The following is a 14,895-nucleotide window of genomic DNA, read 5'->3' as shown; positions in this document are numbered from 1 at the left end:
GGCATCCATTCTATCCAGGAGGTATCTGCACCAATAACCGTCGCGCGTACCGATTCACCCAAGCATCTCATCCGTGGTTCACATAAAACGAGACAGGAGACAGACGATGAAGAAGGGTAGCAAAGAGTCGAAGCAATCCACCCGCAGGACCTTCCTGGGAGCCGCCGCAGGCACCGCGCTGGCGGCCCCGATGATTGCAAGCGCGCAGACGCCGAAGCAGATGCGCTTCCAGAGCACCTGGCCCAGCAAGGACATCTTCCACGAGTACGCGCTCGACTTCGCCAAGAAGGTCAACGACATGACCGGCGGCGAGCTGAAAATCGAGGTGCTGCCGGCCGGCGCCGTCGTTCCCGCATTCGGCCTGCTGGACGCGGTCTCCAAGGGCACCCTCGACGGCGGCCATGGCGTGATGGGCTACAACTACGGCAAGCAGGCCGCGATCGCGCTGTGGACCTCGGGCCCGGCCTACGGCATGGATGCCAATATGGTGCTCGCCTGGCACAAGTACGGCGGCGGCAAGGAGCTGCTGGCCGAGCTGTACAACGGGATCGGCGCCAACGTGGTTTCCTTCCTCACCGGTCCGATGCCGACCCAGCCGCTCGGCTGGTTCAAGAAGGCCATCACCAAACGCGAAGACCTGAAGGGCCTGAAGTTCCGCACCAATGGTCTCGCCATCGACATGTTCACCGCCATGGGCGCGGCCGTGAACGCGCTGCCGGCCGGCGAGATCGTGCCGGCCATGGACCGCGGCCTGCTCGACGGGGCGGAGTTCAACAATGCCAGCTCGGACCGGGTGCTCGGCTTCCCGGACGTGTCCAAGATCTGCATGCTGCAAAGCTTCCACCAGAGCTCGGAGCAGTTCGAGATCACTTTCAACAAGACCAAGTACAACGCGCTGCCGGCCAGGATGAAGGCGATCATCGAGAACGCGGTGGAGGCGGCGTCTTCGGACATGTCCTGGAAGGCGGTCGACCGCTATTCGAAGGACTACCGCGAGCTGCAGTCGAAGAACGGCGTGAAGTTCTACAAGACCCCGGACGCGCTGCTGCAGGCGCAGCTGGCGGTGTGGGACGAGGTGGTCAAGAAGAAGGGCGCGGACAATCCGCTGTTCCGCAAGGTCGAGGCCTCGATGCGGGCCTTCGCGGAGCGGGCGGTGAAGTGGGACATGGACACCAACAATCCGCGCCGCATGGCCTACAACCACTACTTCGGTCGCAAGGCGCCAACCAAGGCGTAGGGGTGATCTGGTCCAGTGGACCAGATCACGCTTTGCCGACCGCGCGTTCAACTCCGGCGTGCGCTGGGGCTGCTCGACCGGGAGTCGAACGCGCGGACGGCGTAGCCGCCTCTCGTGGCCCGGTCCACCCTACGGCATTCCCATCGCGTCCGGAGCAGCTCATGCAGAACATTCTGTTTTTCGTCGACCGGCTCAGCAGCTGGGTCGGCCAGGCCTTTTCCTGGCTGATCGTGGCGCTGACCTTCCTCATCAGCTGGGAAGTGTTTGCGCGCTACGTCCTGAACACGCCCAATCCCTGGGCCTTCGACCTGATGATCATGATGTACGGCGCGGCCTTCATGATGGCGGGCGCCTACACCCTGGCCAAGAACGGCCACGTGCGCGGCGACGTGCTGTACAGCTTCTTCCCGCCGCGCCTGCAAGCCGGCCTGGACCTGATCCTGTACTTCGTGTTCTTCATCCCGGGCGTGGTCGCCCTGGTGTGGGCCGGCTATACCTACGCCGCCGAATCCTTCGCCATCCGCGAGCACTCCACGCTCACCGCCAACGGCCCGCCGCTGTATCCCTTCAAGATGGTCATTCCCTTGTCCGGCGCGCTGCTCCTGCTGCAGGGCCTGGTGGAGATCGTGCGCTGCATCGCCTGCCTGAAGGAGGGCGCCTGGCCGCCGCGCGAGGCCGACGTCGAGGAGGTCGATGTCGACCAGCTCAAGGCGCAGGTGAGTGGCGAGGAGGGCGCGCGATGAGGAAGGAAATCTGGTTCGGCCTCTCGATCCTGCTGGCGATCGTGATCGGCGTCTTCATCCTGATGCCGGCGCCCGCCGACATGACGAACGGCCACCTCGGCCTCCTGATGCTGGCCCTGGTGGTGGTCGCCATCATGCTCGGCTTTCCCACGGCCTTCACCCTGATGGGCATGGGGGTGCTGTTCGCCTGGTTCGCCTTCCACAGCACCGAGCCGGACCTGGCGCTGCAGCGCACGCTCGACCTGATGGTGCAGCGGGCCTATTCGGTGATGGCGAACGACGTCCTGATCTCGATCCCGCTGTTCATCTTCATGGGCTACCTGGTCGAGCGGGCCAACCTGATCGAGCGCCTGTTCAAGAGCCTGCACCTGGCCATGGCCAACGTGCCCGGTTCGCTGGCCGTGGCCACCATCGTCACCTGCGCGATCTTCGCCACCGCCACCGGCATCGTCGGGGCCGTGGTCACGCTCATGGGCCTGCTGGCGCTGCCGGCCATGCTCAAGGCCGGCTACAGCACCCAGTTATCAAGCGGCTGCATCACGGCGGGCGGCTGCCTGGGCATCCTGATTCCGCCCTCGGTGCTCCTGATCGTGTATGGCGCGACGGCCGGGGTCTCGGTGGTCCAGCTGTACGCGGGGGCCTTCTTCCCGGGGATCATGCTGGCCACGCTCTATGTCGGCTACGTGATCCTGCTCGCCAAGCTGCGGCCCAAGCTGGCGCCCCCGCTGCCGGCCGAAGAACGGATCGTCACGTTGCCGGCCTATACCCAGGCGATTCCGAACGCCCATCGGAGGACGGCCCTCGGTGGCCTGGTCGACGCGCTGCGCGTGCCCGAGCACCACCGCACGGCGCGCTCGCAGCTCTTCGTCGCGCTGCTGCCGGCGCTGGCCTTTGCGGCCATCATGGGCCTGAGCTACCGCATCGTCACCGCACCGCTGGCGCCGCAGACGGAGCTGGTCGAAATGGGCGCGGAGCAAGAGCTCGACCCCTTCGCCAGCAGTGTCTCCGGTGGGCTCGAGGAGCCGCCGGTCGAGGGTGGCCTGGAAGAGCCGCCGGTGGAAGGCGAGGGCGCCACTGCCGGCGCGCCGCCGGTGGCGCAGCAGGCGACGGCAGGCGTGGACCCGGCGCCAAGCGCGGAGCCGGTGGCCAGGTCCGCCTCGCGGACCTACTGGATCGTGCTCGCGGCGGGCGTCGTCCTGCTCGCGGCCTTCTACCTTTACTTCAACTTCGCGCGCCTGGAGATCTTCAAGATGCTGCTGGGCTCCCTGTTCCCGCTGGCGCTGATGATCCTGGCAGTCCTGGGCAGCATCGTGTTCGGGCTGGCGACACCCACCGAGGCTGCGGCGATGGGGGCCTTCGGGGGCCTAATCCTGGCGATCGCCTATCGGAGGTTCAATGTGAGGCTGCTGCGCGAGTCGGCCCACCTGACGACCAAGACCACGGCCATGGTGTGCTGGCTCTTCGTCGGCTCGAGCATCTTCTCGGCCGCCTTTGCGCTGCTGGGCGGGCAGGAGATCATCAATGCCTGGGTGCTGGGGATGAACCTGACGCCGGTGCAATTCATGATCCTCGCCCAGGTGATCATTTTCCTGCTCGGCTGGCCGCTCGAGTGGACCGAGATCATCGTGATCTTCATGCCCATCTTCGTGCCGCTGCTGCCGCACTTTCATATCGACCCGCTGTTCTTCGGCCTGCTGGTGGCGATGAACCTGCAGACGGCCTTCCTGTCGCCGCCGGTGGCGATGTCGGCCTTCTATCTCAAGGGCGTGTCGCCGCCGCACGTCACCCTGAACCAGATCTTCCTCGGCATGCTGCCCTTCATGGGGCTGCAGGTGCTCGGGATCATCCTGCTCTACACCTTCCCGGCGATCGGGATGTGGCTGCCGGAAGTGCTATACAAATAAGAACCGGCACCAAGCTGGTTTGCGTTATTAGCAAGATTCTCGAGTTCCGCGGCAGTTATTCGTTTCCCGAATGGCTGTCATGCGGAACACGAAGTTTCATTGCGCTGCAACATGGGTAATAATACGGCCCTGTACGCAGTAGTACACCGACTATTCCCGGATTTTGTTGTCGCCGCCGCCATGCTCACAAGGCATGCGCGGCGGCGTCTTCGTCTCTTGCATTGTGAGGACCATGAAGCATCCATCCCCCTTCGGCCCGACTTCTTCCCGATATGGCGCGCAGCCCGTGCGCTCGTCCGGTTCGGCGTGCGTCGAGGTGGTGCGATGATGCAGGGCGCCCTGTCGTCGCAGGCCGCCCAGGGGAATCACGTCGTGACCGTCAAGCCGCATAGCCTGTTCGATGACGTCTACGGCATCGCCGTGGGCATCCTGTTCGTCGTGATGGGTGTGCTGCTGCTGCAGGCGGCGGGCCTGATCACGGGCGGCGTGGCCGGCATCTCGCTGCTGGTGTCCTACACCATGGACCTCTCCGTCGGCGTGCTGTTCATGCTCATCAACCTGCCGTTCTTCCTGTTCGGCTACCTGTTCATGGGCGCGCGCTTCACCGTCAAGTCCCTGATCGGCAGCGTCGCCATCATGCTGCTCCTCAAACTGATGCCGGGCGGCCTGGTGATCGGCCACGTCCACCCGATGGTGGCGGCGCTGGGCGGCGGCACCTTCTGCGGCATGGGCATCCTGGCCCTGGCCCGCCACGGCGCGGGCGTGGGCGGCACCGGCATCGTGACCCTGTGGCTGCAGAAGAAGTACGGCATCAACGCCGGCCGCACCCAGGTGGCGATCGACGCGGTGATCCTGCTGGTGGCGCTGTCCATCGTGCAGCCGGACCTGGTGGGCTGGTCCTCGCTGAGCGCGATCGCCATGAGCAGCATGGTCATGGCCTGGCACCGGCCGGGGCGCTACTTCGGCAACTGACTCATTGCGGGGAGGCCTTGTACCACCCGTACTCCCACTTCCACGGCATGTCCGTCTCGCCCAGCACGCGGCGCGCCAGCTCGGGGTAGATGCGCTCGGCGCGCACGTCGTTCGATAGCATTACCACGCAGCGCCGGCCATTCTCCAGGCAGATCACCATATTCCCGGTGCCGTCGTCGTGCCCGCCCTTGAACCAGGCCGGCCCGCTGCGGTCCTTGAAGGTCACGAGGCCCAGGCCTGCGGCGAGTTGCTGCGGCCAGGCGACCCGGCCCGGCACCAGGGTCGGGAACTGGCTGCTTGACGTAATGGCCAGCTGTGGCTTCACCATCGCGGCGCGCGAGGCCGCGCTCACTCCTTCTCCACGCACGATGCCGGCCCAGAGCCGCGCCTGGTCCTCGATGGTCGTGTCCATCGAGCCGGCCGCGCTCGGCCGGCTGCGGTCGTCGTGCGGGATCATCTTGCCCTCCACCGTGTAGCCGTCGGCGAGGTTGTGCGCGAAGTCGGCCCGCCACAGCATGCTGGTGTTGCGCATGCCGAAGCGCTGGAAGACGCGGCGCTGCATCTCCTGCCCGGTCTCCAGGCCCAGGCCGCGCTCGACGATCAGCTGGAGGATGTACATGCCCTCGGCCGAGTAGCCGTAGCGCGCGCCCGGATCGAAGTGGAAGCGCAGCTTCTTGTCCGGCTCGACCCAGCGGAAGTTGGCGAAGCCCGAGGAATGCGTGAGCAGGATGCGCGGGGTCAGCCTGCGCCAGCGTTCGTCGCCGGCCAGGTCGGAGAAATCGTAGGGCTTCATATCGTAGGCGGGCAGCGGCTGCGGCAGCAGGGTGGTCAAGGGTGCGTCGAGGTCCAGCCTGCCCTCGTCGACCAGCTGCATCAGCATGTAGGCGAAGGCCGGCTTGGTGAGCGAGGCGCCGTACATGATGGTGTGCGGCTCCAGCGGCAGCTTCTTCTCGACGTTGCGCCAGCCCCAGGTGCGCACGCTGCTCACCCGGCCCTCGTCGATCACGGCCAGCGCCAGGCCCTCGACCTGTGCGCCCGCCATCAGGCGGCGTACTTCTTCATCGGGGACGATGCGTGCGGCGGGCGGGGAGGCGGCGCAGGCGCAGAGCAGGCAGGCGAACAGCAGGCAAGGCACTCTCATCGAAGGCTCCTGGCGAGGGCTGGTGCGGCCATGGTACACCGGCCCGCCCGCTCAAAGATCGCCTGCCTCCCCAAAGATGGACCTGAGCCAGTCGACGAAGACGCGCACCCGCGGCGACAACTGGCGGCTGTGCGGATACAGCACCGAGACCGGCAGCTCGGGCGGCGGCAGCTCCGGCAGGACGGCTTCCAGGGCGCCGGATGCCAGTTCGCGCTCGATCCGGTAGCGCGGCACCTGCGCCAGTCCCAGTCCGGCGATGGCGCTGGCCGTGTACATGTCGGCGCCGGTCACCGACACCGAGGCCGGGGGCGTGATCTGGCGCAGCGCGCCGTCGACCAGGAATTCCAGCGGGTAGGGGCGGCCGGTGCTGGATGTCAGGTAGTGCACCGACTGGTGTCTGTCGAGGTCATCGAGGCTGCGCGGGCGGCCGTGACGGTCCAGGTAGTCGGGGCTGGCGCAGGTGACCTGGCGCAGGCGCGCGACCTGCTGGGCGACCATCGAGGAATCCTGCAGCTTCCCCACGCGCAGCACGCAATCGATCCCTTCGCGCACCAGGTCGACCAGGCGGTCGCCTTCGCCGATCTGCAGCTGGATGCCGGGATAGCGGGAAAGAAAGGCCGGCAGGGCGGGCGCGACGACGTGGCGCGCCAGCGTGGCCTGCAGGTTCACGCGCAGCAGGCCGGTGGGCTCGGTGCGGGTGAACACCGCCTCCATCTCCGCCAGCTCGCCAAGCAAGCGCACGCAGCGCTCGTAATAGGCCTGGCCGTCGAGGGTGGGGGCGACCACGCGCGTGGTGCGCGCCAGCAGGCGAGTGGCCAGCCGCGTTTCCAGGCGCTTGATGGCATTGGTCACCGTGGCGCGCGGCAGCTGCAGGTCCTCGGCGGCGAGGGTGAAGCTGCGGCGTTCGACGATGCGCACGAAGATGCGCATCTCCTGGAAACGGTCCATCTGGCTGCTCATCGATTATTGGCCCATCAGGAATGATGAGCGCTAGACTAACTCATCTATTCAGTTTTGAACAACGCTGAAGCGTGACCCGGAACTGTCCTGTGGTGAATACGATAGAAATAATCCTTTTGGAAACAAATGATGCTTATTTGTATCTGTTGCATGGCACAAAAGTCGTTACAATGTGTGGATATTGCTTTTTAAACAGTTGAACTAGAAACATGAGCCTCTTCTCCGCCAAACTGCGGCTGTCCAGCCTGATGACGCTGGCAGTCTGCGCGACGGTCGCGCTGACGGTCGCCTTGCAGCTGGCGCTGGTGAACCATTTCGCGGTGCGCCAGTCCCGGGAAGAAGCGCAGCTGCGCCTGCAGCAGCTCTCATGGCAGATGCGCGATTCGCTCAACCGCGTCATCGAACAGGCCGCCGGCGACGCCCGCCTGCTGACCGAGCTGCCCGCGGTGCGCTCCGCCCGCGATCCGGACAGCGCGCGCAAGGTGCTCGAAAGCCTGCAACGCACCTTCCCCGACTACGCCTGGATCGGCATCGCCGACATGGATGGCGTGGTGAGCGCCTCGACCGGCCGCATGCTGGAAGGGGCGAACGTCGGCAAGCGCCCCTGGTTCACGACCGGCATGCGCGGTGTGCGTGCCTCGGACTACCATCCCGCCGTGCTGCTCGAGAAGATCCTGCCGCGCAAGCCCGACCCCTGGCGCTTCGTCGACGTCTCCGGCCCGCTCCTCGACGAACAGGGCAGGCCGGCCGGCGTACTGGGCCTGCACCTGAGCTGGGAATGGGCGCGCAACCACGCACGCAGGCTCCTTACGCCGGCGCTGCGCGAATACGGCGCCGAGATCCTGGTGGTGCGCGACGACGGCACCGTGATGCTGGGGCCGGACGGCCTGTTGGAGAAGAAGATCGACACCGCCAGCCTGCGCCTGGCGCAGAAGGGCATGACCGGCTCCATGCGCGAGGTCTGGCCGGACGGGCGCGCCTATCTCACCGGCTACAGCCAGACCGGCGACATGCTGGACAGCACCTCGCTGCGCTGGAGCGTGCTGGTGCGCCAGACCGAGGACCGCGCGATGGAGGGTGCGGTCGACCTGCAGCGCCGCATGCTGGCCTGGAGCGCGCTGCTCACCCTGTTCCTGATCGGCGCCGCGGCGCTGCTGGCGCGCCGACTGACGCGCCCGATGGCGGCGCTGCGCCGCGCGATCGAGCAGATCACCGCGGCCACCGACGCCGGCCGCGCGCCGCCGCCGATCCCGCACGTGGACGGCTTCCTCGAGGCCGAGATGCTGTCGAATACCCTGCGCGACCTGGTGCGCAGCGAAACCGCGCACCGCAAGGCCCTGCTGGCCATGAACGAAAGCCTGGAAGCGGCCGTGGCCGAGCGCACCGCCGAGCTGCAGGACCTGCTGCTGCGCGACGCGCTGACCGGCCTGCCGAACCGCCGCGCCCTGCTCGAGACCCTGCCCGAGGCGATGGGCCGGGCGCGCCGTGTGGGCCGTCCCTGCGCCTTGCTGTTCCTCGACATGGACGGCTTCAAGGCGGTCAACGACAACCATGGCCACGAGGAAGGCGACGAGCTGCTGCGCCAGTTCGGCGCGCGCCTGCTGCAGGGCGTGCGCAAGACCGATATGGTGGCGCGCCTGGCCGGTGACGAATTCGTGGTGGTGCTCGAGATGCTGGCCGACGCCGTGCATGCCGAGGACACGGCGAGGAAGCTGCTGGCGCTCCTGAAGGAACCGTTTGTCCTGCGCAGCGCCACCGTGAGCGTGGGCGCCAGCATCGGCGTGGCCCTGCATCGACCGAACGACGAGCCGGACCTCGACGCCTGGCTGGCGCGCGCCGACCATGCGATGTATGCCGTCAAGCGCACCGGCAAGAACGGGGTGGCGCTGGCGGCCGCCGTGTGATGCCCAGGTACGCCCACTAAGCTTGCTTGGTGGATAAACCGGCTGCTACCATCGCCGCATGTCCGAGATCACCCAACTCATCACCACCCTCAAGCGCGAACTGAAACGCCAGGGCAAGACCTACCGCGACGTCGGCGTCGCGCTCGACCTGTCCGAACCGAGCGTCAAGCGCCTGTTCGCTACAAGGCAGTTCACCCTCGAGCGCCTGGTTGACATCTGCGGCCTGCTGGGCCTGACCCTGGCCGAGCTGGCCCAGGAAGCGGGGCAGCGCCCCCAGCAGATCCATACCCTGAAGGCCGCCCAGGAGCGCGAGCTGGTGTCCGACATGCGCCTGCTGCTGGTGGCGGTGTGCGCGCTGAACCACTGGACCATCGAGCAGATGCTGCAGGTTTACCGCCTGACGGAAGCGGAATGCCTGCAGCTGCTGCTGCGCCTGGACCGGCTCGAGCTCATCACCCTGCTGCCTGGCAACCGCATCCGCCTGAACGTGGCGCGCGACTTCGACTGGCTGCAGGATGGGCCGATCCGGCGCTACTTCCGCGAGCAGGGCATGCCGGAATTCATCGACAGCGGTTTCCGCACCCAGGGCGAATCGCTCGACTTCGTGCACGGCATGCTGACCGAGAGCGCCTGCGCCAAGCTGCAGGCCGAACTGCGCCAGCTGCGCGCCCGTTTCGCCCAGCTGCACGAGGAAAGCCTGGCCGCGCCCCTGCCGCAGCGCCGCGGCACCGGCCTGCTGCTCGCCCTGCGCGAGTGGGAGCCGGCCGCGTTCGCGGCCCTGCGCCGCTGAGTTTCCCATCCGCGCGCACCGACGAGTCGCGCGGCGTCGACGCTTCCCCATATGCACATGCCGCATTTTGTCCAAGGCACTTGCGCCCGCTCATTCTGCGGTGTAGAACCAGACATGAGTGCGAAAGTTCTGCGCGGCCGCAGGCGATGCTGATTTTTTTGGCATGAGCTGCTGTTTTATGTGAGGTATTAGACAGATCAGGCCGCTGCGATACGGAACACTTGGCATCAAAGAGGGAATGACGCCATGAAGATGTCCATCGTCGCATGTGCCGTGCTCGGAGCGAGCGCGGCGTGCGCCTCGGCACAGAACGGTGCGCCTGCTGCGGGCGCCGATGCCGGGGTCGCCAGGGAAGCCGGGTGTGCCAATGGCTGCACCGTGTCGCCTGTCGCCGGCAGCGTGAAGGAAGCGGCCGCCCAGCTCGCGGCCGGGCAGGCGGCCAGGCAGCCGGGTGATGCGCCGGCGATTTTTACGCTGGAAACCGCCCGGGAGGCGGACGCGCGCCGCAGCGCCGAATCGACCGCGCAGGCGCTCACGGTCGGCCGCCAGTACAACCTCGACTTCACCACCCTGAACGAGGTGGGCGACCCCTTCCGCGGCGGCCTGGCCGGCAGCGGCAGCGGCGCCGAGGACAGGCTGCGCGGCGACGACAGCATCAGCTACCAGGGCCGCTACAAGGGCTTCACGGCCGGCTCGTCCTGGGGCAGGGGCGATATCGACGGCTCGCCCTCGGGCCGCGCCTGGGGCATGACGGCCGGCTTCAAGCTCGGTCCCTTCACCATCCGCGCCGCCCACCAGAACCGCAACGTGGCCAAGGTCACCCGCATCAACCAGGTCGACATCACCATGGCCGCGAAGAATTCGATCGTGGCCGCCAACTACCGCATGGGCTGGGGCACGGCCTACGCGGCCTACAGCGCCAATCGCGGCTGGGTCAGCTCGCCGCTGTTCAACCCGGACAATCCCTACGGGGCCGCCGGGCTCAAGAGCACGCTCTCGACCGACAGCCGCGACGTGCTGGCCGGTGTTGCCGTACCGCTGAACCACGCTACCACGCTGCTGGCTTCCTTCATTCGCAAGAACGACCGCGACCCGTCCAACCAGGACGCGCGCCAGATCGCGGTCGGCGCCACCTATGCGGTGTCGCGCAGGATGGACTTCTACGCCGCCTACTCGCACATCCAGCACACCGGCGGCGTGCTCGACGTCGGCAAGCGCGGCAGTGGCGGCGCGATCAACGTGGGGATGCGGCGCGCTTTCTGACGCCTGGACGCGGCGCCCTGCGCGGCGACGCGATGTTGCAAAAAACGGTAGCCTGATCCCATGGCTAACAACGTTTTGGAGGCAACATGACAGGCACAAGCACACTCGATCCGGACAACTTCCCGGAACGCCCGGACCGCAGCCTGGGCAAGGGCCACGGCATCGATGCCCTGGGCCCGAGCGATATTTCCGACAGCGGCAGCGACGTGGTGGGCGGCCCCGGCTTCTCCGACGCGCTCGACCCCGAGCAGACCCTCGATTTCGACCGCGGCACCACATCGGACCTCGAGGCCAGCCACGCCGACGGCACCGCCGGCCCGGACGTGGGCGACGCCAACTTCTCGGGCGACAGCGACATGGGCGGCACCGGCGAACGCGCCGCGGCCGGCCGCGACACCGTCTCGAAAGACGGCGCCGACATCGACACCGACCAGGTGGTGTCCATCCCCGATACGCCGCTCACCGAGGAGGACACCGACTTTTTAACGAGCCAGCCGCCGCGAGAGCGAGAAGGCGGCCAGTAAGGCGCCGCCGGCCACCAGCAGGGTGGTCGTGGGCGAGGAGCGCAGGCTGGTCTTGGTGTACAGGCTGCGCTCATGCACGTTCTGCGGCATGCCCTGGCGCTGTCGCAGCTCGGTCGCCGGATCGGGCTTGTAGAGGGCGTCGCGGCGGCCCGGCATGGTCGGGCGCTGCGATTGCTGCTGCTTGAACATGGTGGCGTTCATGTAGCGGTCGAACATGGCCGGCATCAGCTTGGAGCCGGCCGAGATCATCTTCGAAGCGCCGCCGGCGTAGATGTCGCGCTTCGGGTGTTCCGCGCAGTAGAGGATGGCGTCGGCCACGACTTCCGGCGCGTAGATCGGCGGCGGCAGCGCCGGTTCCTTGTCCATGTAGTTCTTCGCGTGCACCGCGAACATCGTGTCGATCGCGGCCGGACGCACCAGCGTCACCTGCAGCGGGGCGTTTTCCTTTTCCAGTTCCATGCGCAATGCGTCGGTGAAGCCCTTCACCGCATGCTTCGAGGACGCGTACATGCCCTGCATCGGGATCGAGCGCTCCGACACTTCGCTGCCGACATTGATGATGGCGCCGCCGCCCCGGTGCTTCATGCGGCGCACCGCTTCCAGCGAACCGTTGACCGTGCCCCAGAAGTTGGTCTGGAACAGGCGGTGGTGGTCTTCCGGCGCGATTTCTTCCAGGCGGCCGAAGATCGAGATCCCGGCATTGTTGACCCAGGTATCGATGCGGCCGAAGCGGTCGATGGCTTTCTGGCCGATGCGTTCGACGTCGGCGATGTCGCCGACGTCGGCGGCGACGGTCTCGACCATGACGCCCCGGCTGCGCATCTCGTCGGCCAGCTCGCCCAATGCTTCCTTGCTGCGGGCCGCGAGGACGAGGCGGGCGCCGCGCGCGGCCGCCATGCGGGCGGTGGTCAAACCGATGCCGCTGGTGGCGCCGGTGATGACCATGACCTGGTCGTGGAGTTTCCGGAGTCTGATTGCCATGACGTGATCCTTTTCTATGGTGGGTGAAGAGGACTGCCTGCGGCGTCCAGCCGCGCGGGCAGGCCTGGATTGATGAACAATCACTATGCTAGCCCGGCTGGAGAAAAGGGGATGCCAGCTTGCTTGTCGGAATGCGAATGCATCGCCGCCGGACGCGCGGCATGTTCCGTCGACCCGGCGAAGCCTGGCCCAAGTGCGCGTAAAAAAGGCGCCGGCAATGCGGCGCCCCTGCGAGACCGAAGCAGGTGGAGATGTTTACCTGCCCGGCTGGTAGATCTGGTCGAACAGCCCGCCATCCGCGAAGTGCGCCTTCTGCGCCTGCGTCCAGCCGCCCAGCTCGGCAATCTGGAACAGCTTGATGTTCGGGAACTGCGTGGCGTACTTCTTCGAGAAGCGTTCCACCGCCGGACGGTAGTAGTTCTTGGCGATGATGTCCTGCGCCTCGTCGGTGTACAGGAACTCGAGGTAGGCTTGCGCCACCTTGCGGGTGCCTTTCTTGTCGACGTTCTTGTCGACCACGGCCACCGGCGGTTCGGCCAGGATGCTGATCGAGGGCGCGACGATCTCGAACTTGTCCGGGCCCAGTTCGCGCAGGGCGAGCAGGGCTTCGTTTTCCCAGGCCAGCAGCACGTCGCCGATGCCGCGTTCGACGAAGGTGGTGGTGGCGCCGCGGGCGCCCGAGTCGAGCACCGGCACGTTCTTGTAGAGCTTGCCCAGGAAATCCCTGGCCGTGGCAGGGGAAGCGCCCGGCTGGCGCAGGGCGTAGCCGTAGGCGGCCAGGTGGTTCCAGCGCGCGCCACCCGAGGTCTTCGGGTTCGGGGTGATGACGGACACGCCCGGCTTCACCAGGTCGCCCCAGTCGCGGATCTTCTTCGGATTGCCCTTGCGCACCAGGAACACGATGGTCGAGGTGTAGGGCGCGCTGCGGTACTGCAGGCGGTTCTGCCAACCTTGCGCGATCAATCCTTTTTCGCTGATAGCATCGATGTCGTAGGCGAGCGCCAGCGTCACGACGTCGGCCGCCAGGCCGTCGATGACGGCCCTGGCCTGCTTGCCCGAGCCGCCGTGCGATTGCTTCACGGTGACGGTGTCGCCGGTCCTGGCCTTCCAGCTGCGGGCGAAGGCGGCGTCGATGTCCTGGTAGAGCTCGCGGGTCGGATCGTAGGACACGTTGAGCAGGGTGACGTCCGCCGCCAGGGCTGCCGACGGGGCCAGGCTTGCCAGCAGCGTCAGCGCCGCCAGCGATTGCACGAAGGTTTTGCGAAGCATCGTTCTTCTTTCAGAGGGAGTTCGGAGCCTGTAGATTACGGCTCAGCTCCCGCTGAAGGAAGGAATGAATTCGCCTAACAATATGCGATTTTTTTTGATTCTCAGTGTGCCTTGGACAGGATCAGCAGCCAGCGGCGCAGCAGCAGGATCTCGACATGGCCGGGCTCGACGCCGGTATCGCACTCGATGATCGGGTTGACGGCGTAGAAGCGCTTGCGGAAATCACGGGTGATCAGGATTTCGCGGCGGCCGAGACGCACCATAAAAGGGACAGGTGCATATTCCAGGCCGAAGGAGCTGTTCAGAGTGGTCATGGTGTGTTTCCTTTTATTAAAATCGTTGGAGTGAGTAAAGAATAACACAACTACTGTATAAATCTACAGTGACTGTGTGGATGTACAGTAAATTTTTATTTCTGTGGTTTTTTCACCAACAAGCCCCAGATAGCCCCGCATGAACCAGATCCTGCCCCGACTCCACCGTTTCGCCGCCGCCCGTTTCTCCCCAAGCGGGGAATACGGCCTCCACCTGACCGCCGGCCTGGCCATGCTGGTCATCGCCACCGCCGTCTTCGCCCACCTGGCCGGCGCCGTCGTGGCCGGCGCGCCGATCACCCGGCTCGATGTCGAGGTGGCGAACTGGCTGCACCCGCATGCGCATGCCAATGGGCCCCTGCGCAGCTTCCTGCTGGGCATCACGCACATGCACAGCACGCCGGGCATCCTGGTTCTGGCGGCGCTGTTCGGCATCTTCCTGTACCGGCGCGGCCACCGTTATTCCCTGATCGCGCTGGCGAGCAGCGTGCCCGGTGGCCAGGTCCTGAACGTGGTGCTCAAGCACACCTTCGAGCGCGCACGCCCGCATTTCGCCGAGCCCATCCTGGAACTGACGACCTACAGCTTCCCCAGTGGCCACGCGATGGGCGCGACCGTGCTGTACGGCTTCATCGCCTGCTATGTCGCCCGCCATGCGCGTTCATGGTGGGGCAGGTTGCTGCCCTTCGTGCTGGCGGCGGCCATGGTGGCGACGGTCGCCTTCTCGAGGATGTATCTTGGAGTCCATTACTTAACTGATGTGCTGGCAGGCCTCGTCGAGGGCTGCGCCTGGCTGGCGATCTGCATCACCGGCGCCGCCACCCTGAACCGCCGCAACCGCGCCCGCGCGGTACGTCGAGGCAAGACCCCGGAGCCGCAGGACATCTGACACC

Annotated in this window: 14 protein-coding genes; 9 read left to right on the top strand and 5 right to left on the bottom strand. The window is 66.4% G+C overall.

Annotated features, from left to right (window positions below):
- Positions 1-106: 106 nt before the first annotated feature.
- The 4 genes from NX780_RS20775 to NX780_RS20760 all read left to right on the top strand — a co-directional run bounded on the left by NX780_RS20775 (position 107) and on the right by NX780_RS20760 (position 4,856).
- Positions 107-1,237 carry a TRAP transporter substrate-binding protein gene (locus NX780_RS20775; protein ID WP_258829788.1) on the top strand — a complete coding sequence of 377 codons (1,131 nt, stop codon included), beginning with the start codon at positions 107-109 and terminating at the stop codon, positions 1,235-1,237.
- A 161-nt stretch (positions 1,238-1,398) separates the two neighbouring features.
- Complete coding sequence (locus NX780_RS20770; RefSeq protein WP_258829787.1) at positions 1,399-1,980, top strand: TRAP transporter small permease subunit; 582 nt, start codon at positions 1,399-1,401, stop codon at positions 1,978-1,980.
- Positions 1,977-3,884, top strand: coding sequence for a TRAP transporter large permease (locus tag NX780_RS20765; protein ID WP_258829786.1), 1,908 nt, complete (start codon positions 1,977-1,979; stop codon positions 3,882-3,884). The genes NX780_RS20770 and NX780_RS20765 overlap by 4 nt, the downstream gene beginning before the upstream one ends.
- Positions 3,885-4,208: 324 nt before the next feature.
- Positions 4,209-4,856 (top strand): YitT family protein, encoded by a 648-nt coding sequence (locus NX780_RS20760; RefSeq protein ID WP_258829785.1) that lies wholly within the window; start codon positions 4,209-4,211, stop codon positions 4,854-4,856.
- Position 4,857: 1 nt separating this feature from the next.
- On the opposite strand, the gene NX780_RS20755 is transcribed toward NX780_RS20760, so the two are convergent.
- Both NX780_RS20755 and NX780_RS20750 read right to left on the bottom strand, forming a co-directional pair.
- Entirely contained in the window at positions 4,858-5,997 is a 1,140-nt protein-coding gene (locus tag NX780_RS20755) for a serine hydrolase domain-containing protein (RefSeq protein ID WP_258829784.1), read from the bottom strand.
- A gap of 51 nt (positions 5,998-6,048) precedes the next feature.
- A complete protein-coding gene (locus NX780_RS20750) occupies positions 6,049-6,945 on the bottom strand; it encodes a LysR family transcriptional regulator (RefSeq protein WP_258829783.1) in 897 nt (298 codons plus the stop codon).
- Between the two features lie 221 nt (positions 6,946-7,166).
- Between NX780_RS20750 and NX780_RS20745 the strand changes: the two genes are divergently transcribed.
- The 4 genes from NX780_RS20745 to NX780_RS20730 all read left to right on the top strand — a co-directional run bounded on the left by NX780_RS20745 (position 7,167) and on the right by NX780_RS20730 (position 11,438).
- A complete protein-coding gene (locus tag NX780_RS20745; RefSeq protein WP_258829782.1) occupies positions 7,167-8,861 on the top strand; it encodes a sensor domain-containing diguanylate cyclase in 1,695 nt (564 codons plus the stop codon).
- Between the two features lie 58 nt (positions 8,862-8,919).
- Entirely contained in the window at positions 8,920-9,651 is a 732-nt protein-coding gene (locus NX780_RS20740; protein WP_258829781.1) for a transcriptional regulator, read from the top strand.
- A gap of 246 nt (positions 9,652-9,897) precedes the next feature.
- Entirely contained in the window at positions 9,898-10,914 is a 1,017-nt protein-coding gene (locus tag NX780_RS20735; RefSeq protein ID WP_258829780.1) for a porin, read from the top strand.
- Positions 10,915-11,000: 86 nt separating this feature from the next.
- Positions 11,001-11,438 (top strand): hypothetical protein, encoded by a 438-nt coding sequence (locus tag NX780_RS20730; RefSeq protein WP_258829779.1) that lies wholly within the window; start codon positions 11,001-11,003, stop codon positions 11,436-11,438.
- Here the strand turns inward: NX780_RS20730 and NX780_RS20725 are convergent.
- From NX780_RS20725 to NX780_RS20715, 3 genes are all read right to left on the bottom strand, one after another.
- Entirely contained in the window at positions 11,397-12,419 is a 1,023-nt protein-coding gene (locus tag NX780_RS20725; protein WP_258829778.1) for an SDR family oxidoreductase, read from the bottom strand. The genes NX780_RS20730 and NX780_RS20725 overlap by 42 nt on opposite strands.
- A 255-nt stretch (positions 12,420-12,674) precedes the next feature.
- Positions 12,675-13,688, bottom strand: a complete 1,014-nt coding sequence (locus NX780_RS20720) for a sulfate ABC transporter substrate-binding protein (protein WP_258829777.1) — start codon at positions 13,686-13,688, stop codon at positions 12,675-12,677.
- A 101-nt stretch (positions 13,689-13,789) separates the two neighbouring features.
- Entirely contained in the window at positions 13,790-14,002 is a 213-nt protein-coding gene (locus NX780_RS20715; protein WP_258829776.1) for a hypothetical protein, read from the bottom strand.
- A 139-nt stretch (positions 14,003-14,141) separates the two neighbouring features.
- On the opposite strand from NX780_RS20715, the gene NX780_RS20710 reads away from it, so the two are divergent.
- Entirely contained in the window at positions 14,142-14,891 is a 750-nt protein-coding gene (locus tag NX780_RS20710) for a phosphatase PAP2 family protein (RefSeq protein ID WP_258829775.1), read from the top strand.
- Positions 14,892-14,895: the final 4 nt, after the last annotated feature.

This window comes from Massilia agri, from assembly GCF_024753255.1.
Classification (GTDB): domain Bacteria; phylum Pseudomonadota; class Gammaproteobacteria; order Burkholderiales; family Burkholderiaceae_D; genus Telluria; species Telluria agri.
This window is presented reverse-complemented; position numbering and strand designations above follow the sequence as displayed.